Annotated in this window: 16 protein-coding genes and 1 pseudogene; 15 read left to right on the top strand and 2 right to left on the bottom strand. The window is 35.2% G+C overall.

Translation table 11 applies throughout. From position 1 onward, the window contains the following. Positions 1-51 precede the first annotated feature (51 nt). Entirely contained in the window at positions 52-1,356 is a 1,305-nt protein-coding gene (locus CPHY_RS13395; protein ID WP_012199826.1) for an IS30 family transposase, read from the bottom strand. Positions 1,357-1,562: 206 nt separating this feature from the next. Here CPHY_RS13395 and CPHY_RS13390 point away from each other — a divergent pair, with 206 nt between their 5' ends. The 4 genes from CPHY_RS13390 (at position 1,563) to CPHY_RS13375 (ending at position 5,460) form a co-directional block, all read left to right on the top strand. After that, the gene (locus CPHY_RS13390; protein WP_012200610.1) at positions 1,563-2,735 is read left to right on the top strand and encodes an Ig-like domain-containing protein; all 1,173 of its coding nucleotides are present in this window, start codon (positions 1,563-1,565) and stop codon (positions 2,733-2,735) included. A 450-nt stretch (positions 2,736-3,185) separates the two neighbouring features. Next, a complete protein-coding gene (locus tag CPHY_RS13385) occupies positions 3,186-3,716 on the top strand; it encodes an NUDIX hydrolase (RefSeq protein WP_012200609.1) in 531 nt (176 codons plus the stop codon). A 66-nt stretch (positions 3,717-3,782) separates the two neighbouring features. After that, positions 3,783-4,388, top strand: a complete 606-nt coding sequence (locus CPHY_RS13380) for a stage II sporulation protein M (protein WP_041703680.1) — start codon at positions 3,783-3,785, stop codon at positions 4,386-4,388. Between the two features lie 196 nt (positions 4,389-4,584). After that, on the top strand, positions 4,585-5,460 hold the full coding sequence (locus CPHY_RS13375; RefSeq protein WP_012200607.1) for a tyrosine-type recombinase/integrase: 876 nt from the start codon (positions 4,585-4,587) through the stop codon (positions 5,458-5,460). A gap of 233 nt (positions 5,461-5,693) precedes the next feature. On the opposite strand, the pseudogene CPHY_RS13370 reads toward CPHY_RS13375, so the two are convergent. Continuing rightward, a pseudogene (locus tag CPHY_RS13370) lies at positions 5,694-6,734 on the bottom strand (3-deoxy-7-phosphoheptulonate synthase); the annotation flags it as partial. Positions 6,735-7,126: 392 nt separating this feature from the next. Between CPHY_RS13370 and CPHY_RS13365 the strand changes: the two are divergent. From CPHY_RS13365 to CPHY_RS13315, 11 genes are all read left to right on the top strand, one after another. After that, complete coding sequence (locus CPHY_RS13365; protein WP_012200605.1) at positions 7,127-8,452, top strand: pyrimidine-nucleoside phosphorylase; 1,326 nt, start codon at positions 7,127-7,129, stop codon at positions 8,450-8,452. Between the two features lie 265 nt (positions 8,453-8,717). Then, positions 8,718-9,422, top strand: coding sequence for an ABC transporter ATP-binding protein (locus tag CPHY_RS13360; protein ID WP_012200604.1), 705 nt, complete (start codon positions 8,718-8,720; stop codon positions 9,420-9,422). A 20-nt stretch (positions 9,423-9,442) separates the two neighbouring features. After that, positions 9,443-12,286 (top strand): ABC transporter permease, encoded by a 2,844-nt coding sequence (locus CPHY_RS13355; RefSeq protein WP_012200603.1) that lies wholly within the window; start codon positions 9,443-9,445, stop codon positions 12,284-12,286. 318 nt (positions 12,287-12,604) lie between these two features. Next, positions 12,605-13,192: an Ig-like domain-containing protein gene (locus CPHY_RS13350; RefSeq protein ID WP_012200602.1), complete on the top strand. Its 588-nt coding sequence runs from the start codon at positions 12,605-12,607 to the stop codon at positions 13,190-13,192. Between the two features lie 167 nt (positions 13,193-13,359). Further along, complete coding sequence (locus CPHY_RS13345) at positions 13,360-14,712, top strand: D-alanyl-D-alanine carboxypeptidase family protein (protein WP_012200601.1); 1,353 nt, start codon at positions 13,360-13,362, stop codon at positions 14,710-14,712. A gap of 244 nt (positions 14,713-14,956) precedes the next feature. Next, positions 14,957-15,823 carry a metallophosphoesterase gene (locus tag CPHY_RS13340; protein WP_012200600.1) on the top strand — a complete coding sequence of 289 codons (867 nt, stop codon included), beginning with the start codon at positions 14,957-14,959 and terminating at the stop codon, positions 15,821-15,823. Further along, positions 15,817-16,434, top strand: coding sequence for a zinc metalloprotease (locus tag CPHY_RS13335; RefSeq protein WP_041703678.1), 618 nt, complete (start codon positions 15,817-15,819; stop codon positions 16,432-16,434). The genes CPHY_RS13340 and CPHY_RS13335 overlap by 7 nt, the downstream gene beginning before the upstream one ends. Before the next feature lie 4 nt (positions 16,435-16,438). Further along, positions 16,439-17,218 (top strand): segregation and condensation protein A, encoded by a 780-nt coding sequence (locus CPHY_RS13330; protein WP_012200598.1) that lies wholly within the window; start codon positions 16,439-16,441, stop codon positions 17,216-17,218. 19 nt (positions 17,219-17,237) lie between these two features. Next, positions 17,238-17,807 carry an SMC-Scp complex subunit ScpB gene (scpB, locus tag CPHY_RS13325; RefSeq protein ID WP_012200597.1) on the top strand — a complete coding sequence of 190 codons (570 nt, stop codon included), beginning with the start codon at positions 17,238-17,240 and terminating at the stop codon, positions 17,805-17,807. Between the two features lie 347 nt (positions 17,808-18,154). Continuing rightward, positions 18,155-19,342, top strand: coding sequence for a D-alanyl-D-alanine carboxypeptidase family protein (locus CPHY_RS13320; RefSeq protein ID WP_198301320.1), 1,188 nt, complete (start codon positions 18,155-18,157; stop codon positions 19,340-19,342). A 258-nt stretch (positions 19,343-19,600) separates the two neighbouring features. After that, positions 19,601-21,292, top strand: a complete 1,692-nt coding sequence (locus CPHY_RS13315) for a SulP family inorganic anion transporter (RefSeq protein WP_012200595.1) — start codon at positions 19,601-19,603, stop codon at positions 21,290-21,292. Positions 21,293-21,416 lie beyond the last annotated feature (124 nt).

Below are 21,416 nucleotides of genomic sequence, written 5' to 3'. Positions count from 1 at the left end.
GGGATAGGATATTGACGATTCTTCATCCGCAGATTGGCTAAAAGTTATGGGTTACTTTTTCAGCAGTTCGGGGGTCAGTATGATATCATTGGGTGGTATCTCCCTTAGTCCGAATGCATATACTGCATTATTATCAAGCAGCATTTGGGCCAGTTTAATGGGGGCTAGACCATTTAAGCTGGCTCTTGCTGTACTATTGATATGACTTGCAAGTTTTGTAACATCCCATTGGGTGAGGGTGTCAAATGTAGAACCTTTCGGAAGGACATAACGTATAAATTCATGGTTCTTTTCGATACCAGGTTTCTGCCATGATGCCATGGGGTCACAATAATAAATAGATGTTCGAATGACATTATCGATTCCAGTTTCAAGTTCATCAGGCTTTAAAAATTCACCCCCCCTGTCAGTTAAGATAACAGGAAAGGTTTTGCAAAACCCAAGTGTTGAAATTTTTTCTTCAAGACGGTCAAATACTTTTTTAACAGATGTAGTTGTTTTATCCGGAAGAAGGTAGATCAACATCAGTTTACAGTTTCGGAAAAACAGGGTAAGAAATACCTTGTGACTACCTTCGCAACCAACTACGGTATCCATTTCCACAACATTTGAATCAGGATAGGCTTGTATATAGCTAAGAAAATCTTTGTAGGAGCGACCTTCAAAAATACCTTTATCATTGATTTCTGATGGATGAAGTTTACGGAGTTTGTACTTTACTTTCCGGGGGAGATCGAGATTTTTTACGGAAAGAGCACCAGAGGCTATGTAATTATAGATTGTTTTTTCAGTGCATTTAATTTCAGGATGGCTTTGAACAATCTGATAAGGGCTCTGTCCCTGTAGGATTAAAGGTGAAACTATACTATCCATAAGCTTAAGGTCTACCTCCGATATATTGATTCCGTTTCTGGATTCAACCAAAATAGTCTTATATTCCTTATTTGAGGTAACAGCTTTGTAGAAGTATTTATCAAGCCTACATTGAACCTTTTTCGGGCAACCATTACAGACATAGGGGTATTTCAAAATCGTCGAACATACCTCTACGACAAATTTAATGCAATGAGCATTACATTCGATACAGGAACTACACTGCTTCTTGCATGGGATTGAGCGATTGCAGACATTTCTGAGCTTGCAATCACGACGATCAGTACAGTGGTTGAAGTTAATGAAATCATTTCTGGGATTTAATATGCGGTGCTTCCTAACCTCTTTGGAAATGGTAGATGGATCCTTGCAAATATACTTAGCGATTTCACTAAAGGGCATGTTGTTATCCAAGGATTTTTCAATGTAAACTCTGTTATCTAATGTAAGATGTTTTTGATTCCCGGGTATTAATTTACACATAAATAAACTCCTTTCACTGCGGATTGGGAATACAATCTTATAGTAAAGGAGTACTGGAGTTTAAGAAAGAGTAAATTCCATATTTAATATTTAAAAATGGAATCTAGTTTTTCAATCAACAAGTGATATTAGTATTCAGATAAACATCTTGTAAAATAATGATGTTATGTGTATAATAATGGTAAATATTCAAAGGGAGATGGAGAATGAAAACTTTAAGGTTTAATAAAGGTATATTATTTTTATCGGTGCTAGTATTATTAGTATCTTTAATTACACCTATAAAAGGGTATGCTGTAGCTGCATCAGTTAAATTAAACAAAACATCTGTTAATCTTGGAATTGGAGAAACATTTCAATTAAAAATAACTGGTTCTAATTCAAAGGTTAAGTGGTCTACAAATAATAAGTCAATTGTCACTATCAGTTCAGATGGATTAATAAAAGGGATAAAGCCAGGATTCACTGAAATTACTGCAGAAGTAAATAATAAAAAATTGAAATGTTCTGTAGTAGTCTATAAACCTAGATTAGAGCGTAACTCCATTTCACTAGGGATAGATGATAAGCTTGACTTAAAAATTAGTTATTTACCAGTCATATACAAGAATACTAAAATTACATGGAAATCAGATAATACAAAAATAGCTACAGTAGATGAAAATGGCGTAGTAACAGGTATCACCGCCGGCAATACTAAAATTAAAGTTTCTTTTGGAAATTATTCATTAAATTGTTCCGTTTATATAAATCCAACAAAGAAAAATATAAATGATGCCATAGATAATCTAAGCTATGAATATGGTGAAATAGGTAATCAAATAAAATGTGTACTAACTAATAACAGTAAAATTGACTTACTTTTCGATTATAAATTAGTGTTTTACGATGAAAATAATAAAATCGTATCAGTTAGCAATAAAATAGCTACAAATTTACTTAGCAATAATAGTAAAGTGCTATCTTTTGAAAAATCAAATAAGGATTATAAGAGTTATAAAATTGTTTTTGAAAGAACATCTTTTTATTACAATGAATCAAATCTAAATATGAAAAATAGTGTTGATATAACGGTAGAAAAAGTGCTTTATTCATATGAATATTATGGTGGTAATTTCAATGATATTAAAGACAGTGTTGAACTTTTAAACTTACATGTTAACAACAAGTCAAATGATAGAATTTTCTTAGAAGCTTATATAATTTATTATAAAGATAGTAATATTGTTTACATCGATGGTTTTTGGGATGAATCAAATGTTGACGTTGGTTCTTCTATATTACTGAATCCAAAAATAATATTTAACGACTTTAGTAAAATAACTATTCCTGAGTATGATGAATATAAAGTTATATATAATGCTAATTCTTATAATTAATTCATAAAATGGTACTCAAGTCAAGGACAATTTAAAAAAGAGAGTTAAGAAGCTAAAAGCTGATTTCTGTATAGCACAGGAGTCAGCTTTTTCAGTCCCTATGATCTCTGGTTGCTTTCGTCATTCTCCGATATGGATTAACATTTCTGATTGGACATATGATATTAAATTATCGCATAATTCTTTGAAAGTTATAAGAAAATATTAAGGTGATAAAATAGAATCTGTCACAAGACTTGCATCAATCTAAATGGAGGATTATAATGTAGCGGTGATACCTTGTGCAAATTTTGGATTTGATAATCATATTCGTTTTCCCATACAATTTCTATAAAAATGGTTGCAGGGGATAGACCGATTGGAATCCTTTATTCATACATTGGTATATAAGCGTACATTTTTACTGTCAATATTAAAATATTAAGAATAAGCATAAGAATGGAGGTTCCTATGGACTATCAAAGAATAAATCGTAGATTAGAGCATAAAGGAAGAATTGTTGATGTCTATACTGACACGATGAAATTACCGGATGGTAGAGAAGCAGAGTGGGATTATATTGACCATAAAGGGGCTTCTGCTATCGTTCCTGTGAATTCAGAAGGTAAAATTATTATGGTCCGTCAATATCGAAATGCTCCGGAGCGCTATACTTTAGAAATACCTGCGGGTGGTTTAAATCGTGGGGAAGATCGAGAATTAGCAGCGATGAGAGAACTCGAGGAAGAGACCGGATATCGTACCGAGAAGGTGGAGCATCTCCTTGATTTATATACTACAGTTGCTTTTTGTAATGAGTTAATTAGTATCTATTACACGGAGGATTTAAAGCCATCCAAACAGCATCTTGATGAGGATGAATTTGTAGAGGTAGAAGCATATACTTTAGAGGAATTGGTTGCTATGATTTTAAATGGTACCATTCAAGACGCTAAAACAATTTCAGCAATTCTAGCATATAAGGCTAAGAAAAATTTATAGTCTGTTTCTAATAGTCCAAGCATATAGTTCATAGTGAGAACTTGAAATAATGTCTTGGAGGTCAGCATGAAACGATGGAGTTTAAGATTAAGGAAAAGAGAACCGTTGACAATAGCCATGGTTCTCTTTTTTGCAAGTGTCATCCTTGGGTGTATTTTCTCTAAAGTAAGCCAAGGACTATTGCAAAACAGCGTAGACAGCTTAAATAGCAGGTATTTTAATACGATTAAGTCCATGGAAATCAATTATGGGGATTTCTTTCGCTATATTTTCACCTCGAAACTAAAACCCTTTTTCCTATTCTGGACTCTAAGCCTAACATTTTTAGGACTACCATATATGGGATGGTATCTCTTAAGTAGGGGATTTCAGGTGGGTTATCTGATGATGACTTTATGGATGCACTATGGAATGAAGGGCGGATTACTTTACCTCACTTACCTATTTCCTCAAGAGCTAATCTTTGTACCGGTTGTTTTAATCAGTATTAAAAACTGTTTCGCTCTTTACATGGAGGCTAATCACGAATCGACAGCAGGGTTACAAAATGTACTATTATTGAAAAAATACATAAAATTAATTATAATACTTATTGTATGTATTTTAATTGGAGCTTGTATGGAGGCATTTGTGGGAAGTTATCTTGTAAAAAAGGCCTTACAATTATTCTAATAGAATATTATGATAGTATTATTCTACATTCTATTCTTGTCCAGAGATTTAGTACAAGTTAAAAAAGATTGGATATATGCGGCTTACCTGCTAAGCGATGCATACCGAAGTGCGTGCTTTGGGTCTGTCCGAAACTAGTTGAATAAGATGTTACATATAATAAAAATGCAAGTGGAAGCATGTTTAGGAGGAAATGGTGGAAAAAGAGATTGAAGATTTTTTAATTTATCAAAAGAATATAAAAAATGCCACAGACAATACCTTAAGTGCTTATCGCATTGATTTAAAAAGATGGTATTTATTCTTGCAAGAAAATAGTGTGAGTGAGTCAAAGAAAATAACAGAAACCATGATAAACTCATTTTTGTTACAACAAGAAAAAGAGGGAAAATCAAAGGCCACGGTAAACCGAAATCTGGTTTCCATACGTAGCTTTTTGTTTTATCTAATGAAACATGGAAAGTTAATTGGTGATCCTACCGAGAGGATAAAGCCACCAAAAGTCGAAATTGCACCACCAAGATACTTAACAAAAGAACAAGTACTATCCTTGTTATCCGCACCTGACTCTAATACCAAACGTGGACTTCGAGATAAAGCTATGCTTGAATTAATGTATGCGACAGGGATGAAGGTATCAGAAATCGGTGGGTTAAAAAAAGAGGATATCAATTTAAAATTTGGATGCGTTACGGTTCGAGAATTAAAGAAGAATCGTGTTGTACCATTTGGACAAGCTGCAAGAGCTTCCTTAGAAGCATATTTAGCTTCAGAAGACGATGTAAGAAAAGAAAGTCCGTATCTGTTCCTAGGCAGACAAGGGGAGCCTATGACAAGGCAGGGCGTCTGGAAAATCATGAAATATTACGGTAAACAGATAGGGTTAGAAGAGGATTTGACACCACAGGCCATACGAAATTCTTTTGCAATTCATATGATAGAAAATGGCGCGGATTTAAATAGTATGAAGGAATTAATGGGTCATGCCAATATTACTGCCACACAACACTACACGAAACAACGAATTGGTGAAACCTTTGGAACATATCATAAAACTCATCCACGTGCGTAATTAAGCTAAAAAGGAACAACTAAGACATCCTATAGTGAGGTGATTACACTTAAGGATGAAAATCTTAGTTGTTCCCTTATAAATTCTTTACATTGTTGAAATAACCTACTTAATAATGTTCCAGATAAAGTATTAGAGCCATTATTAAAACAGGATAAGTGCCATTATTAAAACAGAATAAGAGCTATTATTTATAGTGATAATTCTTAATATTTAACATAATATAGTTATTCTTATATGTTATCTGCTATCGTATAGATTAATTTTTCAGTAGTATCCCAGCCAATGCAAGCATCGGTAATGGATTTGCCATAGACATGTTCACCAACTTTTTGGTTACCTTCTTCTATGTAGCTTTCCACCATAACGCCCTTTACTAACTTAGCAATTTGATCATTTACCTTACGGGAATGAAGTACCTCTTTAACAATTCTAGGCTGTTCGTAATACTGCTTACTTGAATTTGCATGGTTCGCATCAACGATAGTAGCTTGATTTAAGAGATTTGGTAATTCCTGATACATCATGAGCAAACGATTGAGGTCTTCATAATGGTAATTCGGAATACATTGACCATGTTTGTTCACAGCACCACGAAGGATTGTGTGTGCTAATGGATTACCGTCTGTCTGAACTTCCCAAGTACGATAGAGGAAAGTGTGGGATGCCTGTGCTGCAATACAGGAATTTAGCATAACAGACAAATCGCCTGAGGTTGGGTTTTTCATACCAGCAGGGACATCCATACCACTGATTGCTAAACGATGTTGTTGATCCTCAACAGAACGTGCACCAACAGCAACATAGGATAACATATCATCCACATATGGCCAGTTTTCAGAATATAACATCTCATCGGCTGCAGTTAATCCTGTTTCATTAATAGCACGAAGATGCATCTTACGCATTGCAATCAATCCTTCTTGAAGGTTTGGTTCTTCCTCAGGATTTGGCTGATGGCTGATACCCTTATAACCTTCACCTGTGGTACGTGGTTTATTTGTATAAATTCTTGGTATGATGATAAGTTTATCGGATACTTTATCTGCTAATTTAGTTAGACGATAAAGATAGTCTAGTACCGAATCCTCATTGTCAGCGGAACATGGTCCAATAATGACAAGGAACTTATCAGAAGCTCCAGTAAAGACGTCTTTGATCTGCGAATCACGTTCTTTCTTTATTCTTGTAGCGTACTCCGACATAGGGAGTGCACTTTTTAACTCTTCTGGAGTCATAACTTTTCTAACATAATTAAAACTCATGCTTTGTACCTTGCCTTTCTTTTTAGTCTGTCATTACGATTTAAAGTGTTAACGTGCTCCTATTCTAATGTATTTTTCACTATTCGTCAATGACATTCTATTTAAGATATCCTTTCATGGATCTCATGTTTATAAATTATGTATAATAAATAGAAAAGGATTATGAGAATTATAAGTTTATTCTTAAATCTTAAAATTGCTATTGAGTAAGTAAATATATTTGGTTATACTGATAATAGTAAAAAATTCTAATTAAGCTAGTAATTAATAAATTAGTTAAGACAATAATAATTTTATCACTTATTATTAAAGTAACTGGGTAGAAAGTTATGAAAAATAATAGAATACAATAATAGCAAAGCTTACAAAAGATAGCTTGCTTGGAAAGGTAGAGATGAATTATGAGAATGTATGACTTAATCAATAAGAAAAAAAATGGGGAGGTCCTAACAAATCAGGAGATTGAATTTATTGTCTCTGGTTATACAAATGGCACAATTCCGGACTACCAAATGTCAGCTTTTTTAATGGCAGTATGTTTGAAAGAAATGAATGTTGAAGAAACATCTGCATTAACAATGGCTATGGCACATAGCGGTGATATGCTTGATTTATCTGCCATTGAAGGAATTAAAGTTGATAAGCACAGTACAGGTGGAGTTGGAGATAAGACGTCGCTTGTCATTGGTCCAATGGTTGCTGCTTTATCAGTTCCAGTAGCAAAGATGTCAGGAAGAGGACTCGGACATACGGGAGGTACCATTGATAAGTTAGAGAGCTTTGAAGGATTTTCCACTTCCCTTTCGGAAGAGCAGTTTTTTGATAATGTTAATCGAATGAAATTAGCAATCATTGGTCAGACTGGGAACTTAGCTCCAGCAGATAAAAAAATTTATGCATTACGAGACGTTACAGCTACAGTAGATAATATCTCCTTGATTTCCAGCTCCATTATGAGTAAGAAGATAGCAGCAGGTGCAGATGTTATAGTATTGGACGTAAAAACTGGTAGCGGTGCTTTTATGAAGACAATGGAGGGTTCCTTCGAGTTAGCACAAACCATGGTAAATATCGGGGATAATGTTGGTCGTACAACTTATGCTGTTATTTCTGATATGAATCAACCGTTAGGAATCGCAGTTGGTAATAACCTTGAAGTAATTGAGGCAATTGATACCTTGTCTGGTAATGGGCCAGAAGATTTGTTAGATGCTAGTTTAACACTGGCTTCCTATATGTTATTAGGTGCTAAAAGAGTAGCAACAATAGAAGAAGCTAGAGAATTGCTTTTAAATACAATTAAAGATGGTAGTGCCCTAAAGAAATTTGCGGAATTCGTAACTGCACAAGGCGGGGATGCTAGCCCAGTATTTGATACGAGTTTATTCCCAAAAGCTTCTATTATCGAACCTGTTTATGCACCAAAAGATGGTTATGTATCCGATATTCACACGGATGAAATAGGTATGACTTCCTTAATTCTTGGCGGTGGACGTGAGACCAAAGAGAGTGAAATCGATTTAACAGTAGGTATGAAGATTCATGCAAAAATCGGTGATGAGGTAACGACGAAGACACCGATTGCTACCTTATATGCGAACGACCCTGAGAAATTAAGCGCAGCAAAGGAACGTTTCATAAAAGCATATACGATTTCTACTGAAAAAGTAAAGGCACCAAATCATATTCATGGAATAGTAACAAAGGACGGAGCAACTAAGTTCTAAAAAGAACTGCGGCGTTTATCTTATTTAAGGTACGCCGCAGTTTCTTTACAGTTATAAGAGTAACTATGAACGAGATAATCATTTTCGTAGAATGTAAATAATTCCTTAAGCAGTAGCTAACTATAAGAAGAAAAACACTTTTCTTTATCAATAATTATAGAGATTTATGATAGTAAAAACTTATTTATAACGAGCGAAAATAGTAAGGTACACATTTTTATATATTAAGTAGGTAGCGGATAAGAAAAAGATTGGAGAAATAGAAATGTCAGCTTATGTAGAATTAATCAATGTGAAAAAAACATATCAGATGGGAGATGTCACGATAAAGGCGTCAGACGGTATCTCTTTTGAAATTGAAAAAGGTGAGTTTGTCGTTATCGTTGGACCAAGTGGTGCCGGAAAGACCACAGTACTTAATATCTTAGGAGGAATGGATAGTTTAACCAGTGGCGATATTATCGTGGATGGACAAAACATTAGTAAATTCAATAAGAAAAAGCTAACTACCTATCGTCGTGATGATATTGGATTCGTATTTCAGTTCTATAATTTAGTACCAAATTTAACTGCTAAAGAAAACGTAGAGCTTGCTTTACAGATATGTAAGGACCCACTAAAAGCAGAGGATGTACTAGCAGATGTGGGACTTAGTGATCGAATAAATAACTTTCCTGCACAGTTATCTGGAGGAGAGCAGCAGAGAGTTTCCATAGCTAGAGCACTCGCTAAAAATCCTAAATTGTTATTATGTGATGAACCAACAGGTGCGTTAGATTATAATACAGGAAAGGCTATCTTAAAGTTATTACAAGATATGTGCAGAAAAAATGGCATGACAGTAGTTGTCATTACGCATAATACTGCGATTGCTCCAATGGCAGACCGGCTTATTAGTATTCGTAATGGTAAGGTAAAGGAAATGAAAAAGATAGAAAATCCTGTTGATGTTGAAACAATAGAATGGTAAGTGCAAGGAACGGGGGTACTATGAAGAAAAAGGCACTGCATAAAGATTTTAGAATTGAAATAAAGAAAACATGGACCAGATTCTTGTCCATTCTGTTAATCGTTGCATTAGGAGTAGCTATGTTTGCGGGCTTACGGGCTTGTAAAGATGATATGTTACAGTCGGCAGACGAGTATTATGACTCTACTAATTTAATGGATCTTCGTGTAATATCTACCCTTGGATTAACAGAGGATGATGTTGAGGCTATTGGCAAATTAGATGGAGTATCTATGGTGGAGGGGGCATATTCGAAAGATGTATTGCTACATTTTAAAGACTCCGACATTGTAGTTAAAACATATTCCTTAAATGATACAATAAATAAAGCTAAATTAATCGAAGGACGTTTTCCAGAAAACAATACCGAATGTTTAGTAGACACCTTATTATTAGATAATACCGGTTATAAAGTAGGTGACACCATAACTTTATCCTTGCCAGAAGGAGATTTAAAGGATGATCTTAAGGAGACTGTGCTAACCATTGTGGGAAGCTGTACGGACTCACGCTATATGGCATTTGGCAGAGGAAATGGATCAATTGGGGATGGGAAGATTAGTAGCTTTATCATTTTACCAAAGGGAAATTATAAACAAGAGGTGTATACCGAACTTTATGTAACAGTAAAGGATGTAATGAAGTTAAATTCCTATAGTACGGAATATGAAGACCGTGTGAAAATTGTTCAAGAAAATATTGAAGCGATAACAGAGGAACGTGGAAATATTCGTTATGAAGAAGTAACGAAAGAACCTAGGGAAGAATTAGAAAAAGGGGAGCAGGAGCTAGCGAAGGCAAAAGAAGACCTTAAACTAAAAGAAGAAGAAACTTATGCCAAGATAGAAAAAGGTAATTCCTCTATCGAAGAAGCGCAAACAACACTCACTGCGATGAGAAAAGAGCTAGAGGATAAGAAAGCTCTATTAAGTAGCACTTATCCGAAAGAAGCAATAGATAACATGTTTGCTCCAGAGGAAGTGAAATTAAAGGCGTCAGAGGATGAACTAAAGAATCAGAAGTTTGTATTAGAGGAACAAAGGGCTAAAGCAAAGGAACAGTTTGCGAAAGCAAAAGAGGAGATTGCATTAAACGAAAAAACACTCCAAGAAGGAAGAGACGAACTTTCAAAGGTTGAGCATCCTACTTGGTATGTATTGAACCGTGATACCATCGAATCTTTCGTTTCGTATGAAATGGATGCTGATCGTATGGATGCGATTTCCAAGGTATTTCCAGCAATATTTTTCTTTGTCGCAGCGCTTGTATGTCTTACTACAATGACCAGAATGGTAGATGAACAGCGTACCCAAATTGGTATTCTAAAGGCACTTGGTTATGGGAAGATGTCGATTGCAGGTAAATTTATTAAGTATGCACTTTTTGCAACAGTAAGTGGTAGCATCATTGGTGTTCTTATAGGGCAGAAAATCTTCCCTTATGTCGTTATCAATGCATATCGGATCATGTATGGATCCTTACCAGTGATAGCAATACCTTATCGCCCCTATTATGCTATTTTGGCGGGTTCCTTCGCTGTATTATGTACAATGCTAGCTACCTTTATGGCATGTATGAAGGACTTAAAAGCGGAGCCAGCACAGTTAATGCGTCCAGTCACTCCAAAGGCAGGAAGAAGAATCTTATTAGAACGAATCGGATTTATATGGAATCGTTTGAACTTTACTAAGAAGTCAACACTACGTAATTTATTCCGATATAAAAAACGTTTCTATATGACAACCATTGGTATAGCAGGCTGTATGGCTTTATTAATTGTTGGATTTGGTATTAAGGATTCCATCGGAGTAATGTCAGAATTACAGTATACAGAGTTATTCCATCAAGATGCTTCAATTACGTTGACCGAGAAGATCACCAAAGAGAAAAGAGATTCGTTAATTCCAAAGATATTAGAGGATGATAGAGTTCTTGATGCTACTTTGATTTTTGATAAATCAATGAAGTTCTCAAATGGCAGTTTAAATCGCTCTGCTTCTCTAGTGGTTGTTGAGAGTGGTAGCAATTATAACGAATTTTATACATTCCGTAATCGTAATACAAAAACAACATATCATCTTAACGAGGATGGAGTAATTATCACAGAAAAGCTTGCAAAGTTGCTTTCGTTATCGGTGGGTGATACCATAACCATTGAGATGGATAACTTTAATAAACACAATGTGGCCGTTACTGCAATTTCAGAAAATTATATGGGGCATTATGTGTTTATGACCTCAGACTTCTATCATTCATTATATGGGGAGGAACCATCCTATAATCAAATCTTATTAATAAATAAAAGTAGTGCGAAAGAATTTGAAGAAGGGCTATTTCGAGATCTTTTAGTAAAGTATAAAGATATTATGGCAATTTCATCGACAAACACATTTAACAACTATATTCACGATATGCTTTCAAGTTTAGATATCATTGTCTATGTACTAATCATCTGTGCCGGAATGTTAGCGTTTATTGTTTTATATAATCTAAGTAATATAAATATCAATGAACGTAAACGAGAACTTGCTTCCTTAAAAGTTCTAGGTTTCTATGATGGTGAAGTGAATTCGTATGTAATGAAAGAAAATAATCTTCTAACTCTCATAGGAATGGTATTCGGTGTGTTTTTAGGTATTGTCCTTCATCGATATATCATCATTACTTGTGAGGTAGATATGGTGATGTTTGGTCGCTTGATAAAACCGATGAGCTTGATATATAGTGCTGGAATCACGATGATCTTTACTTTGGTAATTAGTCTTTTTATGTACTTTAAGCTTAGGAAAATTGATATGATAGAATCCTTAAAAAGCGTGGAATAAGTGTGAGAAAGAAGTTCTAAGGCACCTCAATACGGTACCGAAGAAATTCTAAATCTCACACGGATATTTGTGCCTACGTCGTCCTCGGCACAGAATATCAGATTGAAAGAACGAAGTTCTTCGCTCTGCCTACTAAGCAGACATGATTTGAGTGTGAAGAGAATTTCTAAGGCGCCAAAAGACGCCGCCTAAGAAATTCTAAAACTTCACACATATAGTTCATTTCTTAGCGAATTTTGAATATGATAAAATAAACAAGTAAAGGTGGAACATAAGATATCAATTATTGTTCTACCTTTTTTATAAAGGAGTATCTATTTGAAGTCATCTCGAAATCTTGGGCCACTTATCATGCAATTGTTAGTTGTATTTATAATATTTGCTATATTTTATAAGTTCATTATACCGCGGACCTCCATATTTTATAGTCATGTGTTTTATGAACCAAGGATTGGGGTATATTTAACAGAAAGAGATGTCGTCATGGTAAGCGGAGAGAGCTTTCGGCTTGGAGTAAGGACGGTGAATAAACGTTTGACTTTTTCTTCTACGGACTTTAAGGTTGCATTTGTGAATAAACTTGGAAAAGTAACTGCCTACCAGCCCGGATTAGCTTTTATTGAAGTGAAAGTAGATGGGAAAGTACTACGGTGTCGTGTACGCGTGATTAGTTTGAATCATACTTCTTTAAACTTAGCTGTTGGGGAATCTAAGCGTTTAAATATAAAAGGTGTTTTATTATGGGAATCTTATAAGAGTAGCGATCCTTCGGTGGCAGAGGTATCATTTCTTGGGAAAGTTGTTGCAAAGTCTCCGGGTACTGCGGTTATCACAGCAAAAGCTAGGGGAAGGAGTATAGAATGTAAAGTTACTGTAACCGGTAAAGCGGAAGAGGCTGAAAAGTAAAAGTAAATATCCTTTGGAGATTCTTGTGCAAATCATGTAAAAATAGCTTAAAAAGGCTTTGGAAATAGTTTGACTTATTATGATTTGAAAACTTACTCTCTACTTGTCATAAAAATCTAAGAATGGGACTAAAATAGTAGTAATTAATTGGATTGGATTAAACTATTATGAGAGGATTTAAGTATCATTGGTATAAGAAAGCAGTTGCACTTCTTATTGTTCTTACGTTCTTCTTTCAAAGTGGTATGGGTGCATATGCATCTGATACAGACAATGGGAATTCAGTGACTGCGAATAAGGAAAAGCCAAACGATACGGAAGATGGGAAGGTTAAGGACACTGTAAACGATGCTAATGTTGTTACAGAGACCGTCGAGTTTACTGGACCATTAGCGGAACAAATTAGGACTGATTTGGATAAGGCTGCAGAGATAGCAGGAGATCTTAGTTTGACGAGTGAAGCTGTTGTTTTAATGGAGGGTTCCACTGGGCATATTATCTACTCCAAAAATGAAATAAAGGAATTACGTCCAGCAAGTATCACCAAGATAATGACGTTATTATTAATTTTTGATGCACTTGATAGCGGACAGATTAAGATGACAGATCAAGTTTCTGTTAGCGAGCATGCTGCCTCTATGGGAGGATCTCAAGTATTTCTTGAACCATTTGAAACTCAAGATGTTGATACAATGTTAAAATGTATTTCAATCGCAAGTGCAAATGATGCCTCTGTCGCAATGGCTGAATTTATTGCAGGTTCAGAGGAAGCCTTTGTTTCGAAAATGAATCAAAAAGCTAAAGAACTTGGTATGGATCATACGAACTTTGTAAATTGTTATGGCCTTGACACCGATAACCATTATACCTGCGCACTTGATGTTGCCTTAATGAGCAGAGAACTTATCATGAAACATCCGGAAATAAGCAATTATTCTACCGTATGGATGGATAAGTTTGTTCATACGACGAAGCGTGGGCAGACTGAATTTGGTTTAAATAATACCAACAAACTAATAAAATCCTATCAGGGAATTACAGGATTAAAAACAGGTTCTACTGGATTAGCTAAGTATTGTCTCTCAGCAACAGCAAGAAGAGACGGGATGGATTTAATTGCGGTTGTTATGGCAGCTCCGGATACCAAAACCCGTTTTGCTGAGGCAGCTAAATTATTAAATTATGGTTTTGCAAATTGTAGTATCTATACCGATAACGGAGAAGGGCTTGAAATACCAGAAGTAGCAGTTAAGAAGGGAATCCAAGAAACCGTTGGGGGTAAGCTTGATAATAAGTTCTCTTATCTATGCATGAAAGGATCAAATCCAGCTAATATAACGAAAGAGATTAAGATGTCAGAATCTCTAGAAGCACCGGTTAGTATTACCGATGTGATTGGTGAAATTACATATTATTACGAAGGAAAAGAAATTGGAAAATTGTCTATAACAGCAGCAACTCCGGTAGGAAAGGCTGGTTATGGAGATTATTTTAAGAGATTAGTAAAGAAATATTTTTAGACGGATTGCCCTAGGCGATAACCTAAGTTCATGGTATAATGTCGTTAGACATTATATCATATAAGCTTACCTATAAACCTAGTGTAGCGAAGGAACATAGTTGTTACAAAGTGCCTCATGCTATAAGAGCTTGCAAATATGGTATAATATAATTAGGAATTATGCAAAATAGTTTTGCCAAGGAATTAAGGCAAACTATTTTGCATATCTTTTAAGGTGCAAAAGTTAGAAAAGGAGTTAATTTATGCAATATATTTATGCAGTTGTTGTCATAGCTGCTCTTTTGGTAGTATACTTATGGATAGAAAATAAAAATATGGTAGTTACCAATTATCTATTAGAACAGAAGAAAGTACCAAGTAATTTTCATGATATGCGATTTGTTTGTATTACAGATTTACATTACAATCAGTATGGGAAAGGTAATGCTAGACTATTAAAGGCTATCAATGATTGTAAACCGGATGCGATTTTAATCGCAGGCGATTTAGTAGTGACTGCAAAACCCAAAAAAGTAGATGTTGCGTACCAATTTTTAAGTGAGCTTACTAAGAGATACCCTGTTTATTATGCCCCAGGAAATCATGAACTGAAATGGGAGCAAGGGATTGGATGTAGCAAAGAGTTTTATCAAACATTTTTAGAAAACTTAAAAAAAATGGGTGTATGTTATTTAAATAATGAATCTATAACATTAAAAAAAGGTTCGGATACCTTAATCATACGAGGACTATCCTTGCCACGAAGATTTTTTGCAAAAGGAAAACGAAAAGTTGAAATCAATGTAAAAGATATAGAGTCATTGACAGGAAAAATACAAGGGGATGCCTATGAAATTTTACTTGCGCATATACCAGACTATTTTGAAGCGTATGCTGAATATGGAGCTGATTTTATTTTATCTGGGCACGTACATGGTGGCATTATGAAACTTCCAATTTTCGGTGGTGTGATTTCTCCTAGTTATGAACTATTTCCAAAATACGATTCAGGAATCTTTAAGAAAGGACGCACAGTTATGTTTTTATCCAGAGGTCTTGGAACACACACGATACCAGTTCGAGTGTTCAATCGTCCAGAACTTATCTGTGTTGAAATTAGAAAATGCTAAAGGAAAAGTTAATGTTACTTGTTGCCTCATTATGTTCGGGTATTCTTGTTATGATAATGCATGAATTACCCAAGGCAATCTTATACCGACGATTAAAACATCGTTATGGAAAGGAAGAAGATAAAAAATTTGAGAATCGAATCAATCCGGTTCATTTTGTGGATCCGATTGGTTTGATTTTTTGTGTTATTTATGGAATAGGTTTTTCTAAGCCTTACTATTATCGGATGAAAGAAAAGAAATGGAACCAATGGCTTGGAATTACTGGTTTATTATCGTTACTTCTACAATTTTTCATAGCAGTTGTGATATTAAAATTTGGATTTCATATGAATTCAAGTCTTAGTCTAAATGGGAATTTTGGTATCTCCTATGAATTTTTAATGTACTTCCTTTCAAGCTATGCTATAATAAGTATTGGAATGCTAATAACGAATTTATTTCCTTTGATTTCTTCGGACATGTCGTTATTAGTTGCTGCAAATCAGCCAGTTAAGTTTGTAACTCTGCTTCGTAGTGATTACATGATTAAGATGGTTTGGATGTTTTTGTTACTGATTGGTATCATGACATCGATGTGCAATGCAGTATTCGAGATTTTTATGAGGTGAGTTTATGAGTATTCCGGTAAAGCTGGAAGCATTTGAAGGTCCCTTGGATCTTCTTTTACATTTAATCGATAAAAACAAAGTAAATATCTATGATATACCAATTGTCACAATTACAGAACAGTATATGGAATATATCAAGGCTATGGAAGAAAAAAACTTAGAAATTATGAGTGAGTTTCTCGTAATGGCTGCAACTTTACTAAGAATCAAATCTCAGATGCTTCTTCCAGTGGAAGTAAAAGAAGAGGAAGAAGTAGTCGATCCGAGACAAGAACTTGTGGAACGATTATTAGAATATAAGATGTATAAGTATGTTTCATATGAATTAAAGGACAAGCAGATGGATGCACAGCTTTTAATGTTTAAGCCAAGCACAATACCGCTTGAGATATCTGATTATAAAGAAGAGATTGATATTTCAGAATTATTATCAGATCTTACCTTAGCGAAGCTACATACAATTTTTCAATCCGTTATGAAACGGCAAGTTGATAAAGTCGATCCAATTCGTAGTAAATTCGGTAAGATAGAAAAGGAAGAAATTAACCTTTCCCAAAAGATTCTAGAGATACAACAATACGGTTTAGAGCATAGAACCTTTAGTTTTAGAAGACTTTTGGAACGTCAGACAGGAAAGATGGATGTTATCGTAACCTTCCTTGGAATTTTAGAATTAATGAAGATGCAGCGCATAGAGATATGTCAAAATGACTTATTTGAAGATATTATGATTCATTATCTGGCTAACGATATTGCGCCAGTAGATGACTTTTCAATAGAATAAACAGAAAGGCCGGATACATATGGAAATCAAGAAATTGGAAGCCATGATAGAGGCAATTTTATTTACAATGGGCGAAGCAGTCGAGGTAGAACGAATTGCAAGTGCTCTGGATCATGATGTAGATACGATACGTAAAATCATTCATAATATGATGGATCGATATGAGGGGGATGAGAGAGGTATTAAAATTATTGAATTAGATAATTCCTTTCAGATGTGCACCAAAGCTCAGATGTATGAAGCAATCGTAAAGATAGCACATGTCCCAAAGAAACACATTCTTACCGATGTACTGCTTGAATCTCTATCCATAATCGCATACAAGCAGCCAATCACAAAACAACAGATTGAAAGTATTCGTGGAGTTAAGAGTGATCATGCGGTGAATAAGTTAGTGGAATACAATTTAGTGTGTGAAGTTGGAAGAATGGACGCTCCGGGAAGACCGATTTTGTTTGGCACTACGGAAGACTTTTTAAGAAACTTTGGTATTGCTTCTTTAGAAGATTTGCCAGTGGTAGCGCCGGAAAAGGTTGCTGATTTTAAAATGGAAGCGGAAGAAGAAGTTCAATTACAATTAGATATTTAACCCATCAAGTAAGTCACCGCTTCGAAACAAAGCGTACTTCTCAAGCGAAGCCTTGGGGGCTTTGTTCGAAGCCTAAGTGAGGCTTCATTCGAAACTTATGCGGGGCTTCGTTCTGAAGCATAAGCGAGGGGTTGACTTGTTAGGATGTTTATGAAATCATAGTAGGTTTCATAGACATCTTTTTTTATGCATATTCTTCTTGTTCGAAAATAAACTTAAAGTAAGAGTGTGCATAAGGGTTGAATATGAATAGCTACTTCGAGAAATTAAAAAAGAATAAATCAGTTCATATCTTTCTAATCTGTACTGCCTTAGTGTTTAGTAGTTTTAATTTGATAAAGGAGAAAATGATAGAATCTAAGGATTTGTCATGGTGCCAGAAGAGTGCTTCTGAGGAGGAGCTTAAGTTACCAGAGGCAGAGGATATTCCGCCAGTAGTTGATAATAGCACTAACTTACAACTAAACGCCCTTTCTGCATGTCTCATGGATGCTTCGAACGGGCGTGTTTTGTATGGGAAGGACGCTTACAAAGAGATGCCTATGGCAAGTACTACAAAGATTATGACCTTACTTGTTGTGCTTGAGAAAGCGAATTTGGATGATGTTGTCACGGTAACTAGTAATGCAGCAAAACAACCAGATGTACAACTGAATATTCAAACAGGAGAGCAATATATCCTTCGTGACCTTTTGTATTCCTTAATGTTAGAAAGCCATAATGATACAGCGGTAGCAATCGCAGAACATGTGGGGGGAAGTGTAGAAGGGTTTTGTAATATGATGACCGAGAAGGCAAAGGAGTTAGGGGCCAATCATACTTCATTTAAAACACCGAATGGATTAGATGCTGACGGCCATTATACGACAGCAAGAGACTTATCTCTTATAGCAAGTTATGCAATTAAGAATCCTGAATTTTGTAAAATTGTAGGTACTGCAACCTACCAGTTTAATGAAGTGAATCATAAACGCTCATTCAATGTGAACAATCGTGATCGATTTTTATACATGATGAAGGGAGCAATCGGGATAAAAACAGGTTTTACAGGGAAAGCAGGGTATTGTTTTGTAGGTGCTGTGAATATTGATGGTAAGACATTAGTTAGTACCGTACTGGGTTCTGGTTGGCCACCTCATAAGACATATAAATGGGCTGACACCACGAAATTAATGGAATATGGGTTAAATAACTTTAATGTTTACTCGCTCTATGAAAAATTAACACCAGGTTCTGAGTGTGTTAAAGTGCCAGAAGTGATTTCAGTACATAATGGTAAAATAAATTCTGTAAAGCTCATATCAACGGATGAACTTTTATCAGAGAAACTATTGCTTCGAGAAGGGGAAGAAGTATCGATTAAAATCAATCTACTAGATCATATCACTGCACCAACAAAGGCAGGTGTAAAAGTCGGAGATATTTGCTACTATATTAATCAAAATTTATTCCGAAAAGTACCGATTACAACAGCAGAAGCAACGGAGAAAATCGATTTACCTTATATGATACGAGAAATTTTAAAATTCTGGTAAAAGATAAAAGTCTACCTCGCATCATACGATAATCAGTTTGACGGTGCAAAAAGCGTACCTTTTTACAGAATCTGCTTCACAGCTTATGAATATATAAGAAACCAGCTATTTTAAAGCAATCGCTTTTAGAATAGCTGGTTTTTTTAAATGGTGTTTCTATGTATATTATTCTAATTTTCACTTGAAATCTTGGCGTAATAGGTCTACACTTATCAGGTTGATGTAATAATCTTTTACTTAGTAAAGGATGTAATTAGCGTGAAAGCAAATACAAAAGAAAGAGAAGGATGTAATGATTTCATGGAAAAAATGATACCAAAGATGTTTTCAGTTATGAAGAACTATTCGAAACAGCAATTTATTAAGGACATGAGTGCTGGGATTATTGTTGCAATTATAGCATTACCGCTCTCCATTGCATTCGCAATTGGCAGTGGTGTTTCTGCAGAGAAAGGAATTTATTCAGCGATTATCTCCAGTATTGTAGTAGCCCTTCTTGGTGGAAGTAGGGTACAAATAACAGGTCCAACTGGTGCATTTATTATAATAACCCAAAGCATTATAACTGGATATGGTATGAATGGGTTAATGATCGCAACTATAATGGCTGGTATTATGTTGATTCTTATGGGGATATTTAAACTTGGTAGACTGATCCGTTTTATACCGACTCCAATTACCATAGGATTTACCGGAGGAATTGCGATCACCATATTTACTTTGGAAATCAAAGACTTTCTTGGAATTACAGTGGATAAGATGCCAATCAACTTTTTTACTAAGTGGGGTACTTATATAAAACACATTTCTTCCATTAATCTTAGTGCTGTTTTCTTAGGGCTAATATGCATCGTTATCTTAGTTGTATGGCCAAAAATTAATAAAATGATTCCAAATTCTTTAATTGCGTTAATTGTTGGTACAACAATTGCTCATGTGGCTAAGTTGGATGTGAAAACACTTGGAATGATTCCAAGAACATTAACTGTACCGAGTTTATCAAGATTGTCTTTGGATGAATTATTTGAATTAGTTTCTCCCGCATTTACCATTGCTATTTTAGTAGCCATGCAGGCATTGCTATCTGGAGTTGTTACCGATGGTATCATTCACAGTAAACATCGAGCAAATATGGAGTTAGTAGCGGAAGGGGTTTCTAATACTATCTTAGGATTGCTTGGATGCATACCTGCAACAGGTGGAGTAGCTCGTTCCATTGCGAATGCGAAAAACGGCGGAAGAACACCGATAGCAGCAATTTTTCATGGATTAACATTATTTTTCTTCCTTGTGGTTTGTATGCCACTCATAAAATATGTACCACTTTGTGTTTTAGCTGCTATCTTAATCGTAGTATCCTACAATATGTTTAATGTGAAGGCGTTCCTAGGTTATCGCAAAGCACCAAGAAGTGACATAGCAGTTTTGATTGCCTCCTGTGTACTAACGTTTGCTTTTGGTTTGGTATTAGCGATTGAAGTAGGAATGGTTATGACTTGTGTCCTGTTTATGAAACGAATGGCTGATGTTACAGAAATAAAGGGGTGGACTTACCTCAGAGACTTAGATGACTTAGGGGATAATAATGATCCGGACGCACTGAATTTAAAGGAAGTTCCTAAACATACGCTGGTATTTGAAGTTTCCGGACCAATGTTTTTTGGAGCAGCAGATAAATTAATCCAACTAACAAGTCAGGTGACGGAGGATATCAAAGTGGTTGTTGTACGAATGCGCAGTGTTCCTGCAATCGATATTACAGCAATGAATTCTTTAAAAAAGGTGCATCAACATTTAGCTAAGAATGATGTAACTATGGTATTTTCCCATGTTTTAGAACAACCATTGAAAGCAATGCGCAAGGCTGGCTTTGTTGATGCTATAGGGGATGAAAATATCTGTGAGAGCTTAGATGCTGCATTAGATAGAGCAGAAAAACTGTGTGCTTAAAGATGGGTATCTAGTTATTTCATTTCTTTAAGTAGAGAATATTTCTTTGGAGTTTTTTAGGAATTATGTAAAAAACATCATAAAAGAAAAAAATACACATTATTTTCATCATTATTTCACAAAA

Source organism: Lachnoclostridium phytofermentans ISDg (assembly GCF_000018685.1).
Lineage (GTDB): Bacteria > Bacillota > Clostridia > Lachnospirales > Lachnospiraceae > Lachnoclostridium > Lachnoclostridium phytofermentans.
This window is presented reverse-complemented; position numbering and strand designations above follow the sequence as displayed.